This is a genomic window from Paenarthrobacter sp. NPDC056912 (genome assembly GCF_042786555.1).
Lineage (GTDB): Bacteria > Actinomycetota > Actinomycetes > Actinomycetales > Micrococcaceae > Arthrobacter.
Genome location: NZ_JBHUCD010000047.1, coordinates 1 through 2,302 on the forward strand (window position 1 = coordinate 1; position 2,302 = coordinate 2,302).

A 2,302-nucleotide genomic window follows, 5' to 3' on the forward strand; every position below is an offset into this window, starting at 1 on the left:
ATCCGCGTGGTCCGGGCGTTCGTGCGTGAACCTTACGAAGCCAAGCGCTTCGGTGATGCCAACCAGGACCTGACGGCAGTTTCCGTGAAAATCGGCAACCTGTTCGTTCTGATGTTCCCGGCCATCGGCATGATCCTCCACTTGTCCACCGCGGCCGTGTTGTGGTTCGGCGGTCAGCGGGTGGATGCCGGAGACATGCAGGTGGGCTCATTGACGGCCTTCCTGCAGTACCTCTTGCAGATCCTGATGGCTGTCATGATGGGCACCTTCATGGCCATGATGATTCCGCGCGCTTCCGTCTGTGCCGACCGCATCGGTGAGGTGCTCGACGTCGAGCCTTCCATTCACAATCCCGCCTCACCGGTGGTGCCGGCGGAGAAGAAGGGCCGCGTCGAATTCCGCGACGTGACCTTCAAGTACCCCGGTGCCGAAGCTCCGGTGCTGAGCAATATCTCCTTCACCGCGGAGCCTGGCAAGACCCTGGCCATCATCGGCTCCACCGGCGCGGGCAAGACCACGTTGGTTTCGCTGCTGCCGAGGCTTTATGACGTCGCTTCCGGTGACGTCATGCTCGACGGCGTTCCAGTCACCGAACTGGATGCCTCGGAGATCACCAGCCGTGTGGCGGCCGTTCCGCAGAAGCCGTACTTGTTCTCCGGGACCATCGAGCACAACCTGCGCTTCGGCAAGCCCGAAGCCACGGACGAGGAACTGTGGGAGGCGCTGGAAACGGCGCAGGCCAAAGGCTTCGTTGAGGAGAAGTCATCGGGCTTGAACCGAAGGATCTCACAGGGCGGCACCAACGTATCCGGCGGCCAGCGTCAGAGGTTGTCCATTGCCAGGGCCCTGGTGACCAAACCGAACGTATACCTGTTTGACGACTCATTCTCGGCTCTGGACGTGGCAACCGACGCCCGGCTGCGCAAGGCGTTGAAAGCCAAAACCCGGGACGCCACAGTCATCATCGTGGCCCAGCGCGTCTCAACCATCGCGGACGCGGACGAGATCCTGGTTTTGGACAACGGCCGGATCGTGGACCGCGGAACACACGACGAACTTCTGGAGACCTCACCCACGTACCAGGAAATCGTTGAATCCCAGCTGAGCGTGGAGGAAGTGGCATGAGCGAGCAGAAGAAGCGTGGCTGGGCTGCCAAGGCAGAAGCCGCGAAGAACGCCAAGGCAACCGCCGAGGCAGAGATCGCAACCGAGTTTCTTGAGGACGAGGACTTCGTAGAAGAGGAATACGTCCCCACAGAAGCCGATGGCGGCATGTTCGGCGATGTCCCGGCAAAGAAGGCCAAGGAGTTCTGGCCCTCCGCCAAGCGGCTCATGGGTCTGCTGAAGCCTGAGAGCGTTGGCGTGTACATCGTGATCGGCCTCGTGGTGGTCTCGGTGGTCCTGAACGTGATCGCTCCCAAGGTCCTGGGCAGCGCCATGGACGTCATCTTTGGTGGCGTCATGGGCAGGCAGCTCCCGCCCGGGGTGACCCAGGAGCAGTTCGTGGAGCTGATGCGCCAGCAGGGTCAGGCCAACTTCGCGGACATGGTTTCCACCATGGAGCTCACCAACGGGATCGACTTCCCCAAACTGACGTTCCTGATTTCGATCGTGCTCCTGATGTACTTCGTCGCGAACATCTTCCTGTGGGCCCAGGGCTGGTTGCTCAACAGGATCGTCATGCGGGTCATCAAGAAGCTCCGCGATGATGTCCAGGCCAAGCTCAACCGACTTCCGTTGAACTACTTCGACACCCGCCAGCGCGGCGACATCCTCTCGCGCGTGACCAACGACGTCGATAACGTCCAGCAAGGTCTCCAGCAGGCTTTCTCCCAATTGGTCAGCTCCGTGCTCACCGTCCTGGGTATTACGGTCATGATGTTCATCGTGTCCTGGGAGTTGGCACTGATCGCCTTGATCGCGCTGCCGCTGTCCGGCATCCTCGCCGGTGTCATCGGCGCCCGCAGCCAGAAGCTCTTCGCCGCGCAATGGAAGAACACCGGCGCGCTGAACGGCCAGATCGAGGAATCCTTCTCCGGCCACGACCTCGTGAAGGTGTTCGGCCGCGACGCCGACATGCTGGAGCGGTTCGACGCGAAGAACGACGAACTCTACAAGACCTCGTTCGGTGCACAGTTCGTGTCCGGCGTGATCTTCCCGGCCATGAACTTCGTGTCCTACCTGTCCTACGTGGGCATTGCCGTGGTGGGCGGCCTGCGGGTCGCCTCGGGTTCCATGAGCCTCGGTGACGCCACGGCGTTCATCCAGTACTCCCGCGAATTTACCCAGCCGCTGGGCCAGAT

General features: G+C 61.6%; 2 protein-coding genes. Both read left to right on the forward strand.

The window, feature by feature from the left end; all coding sequences use genetic code 11:
• Positions 1-1,125 (forward strand): ABC transporter ATP-binding protein (locus tag ACFRJ9_RS23925; protein WP_377673388.1); only part of this gene is annotated, 1,125 nt, incomplete at its 5' end.
• A partial coding sequence (locus ACFRJ9_RS23930; RefSeq protein ID WP_377673390.1) for an ABC transporter ATP-binding protein occupies positions 1,122-2,302 on the forward strand: 1,181 nt, incomplete at its 3' end. The genes ACFRJ9_RS23925 and ACFRJ9_RS23930, both read left to right, overlap by 4 nt.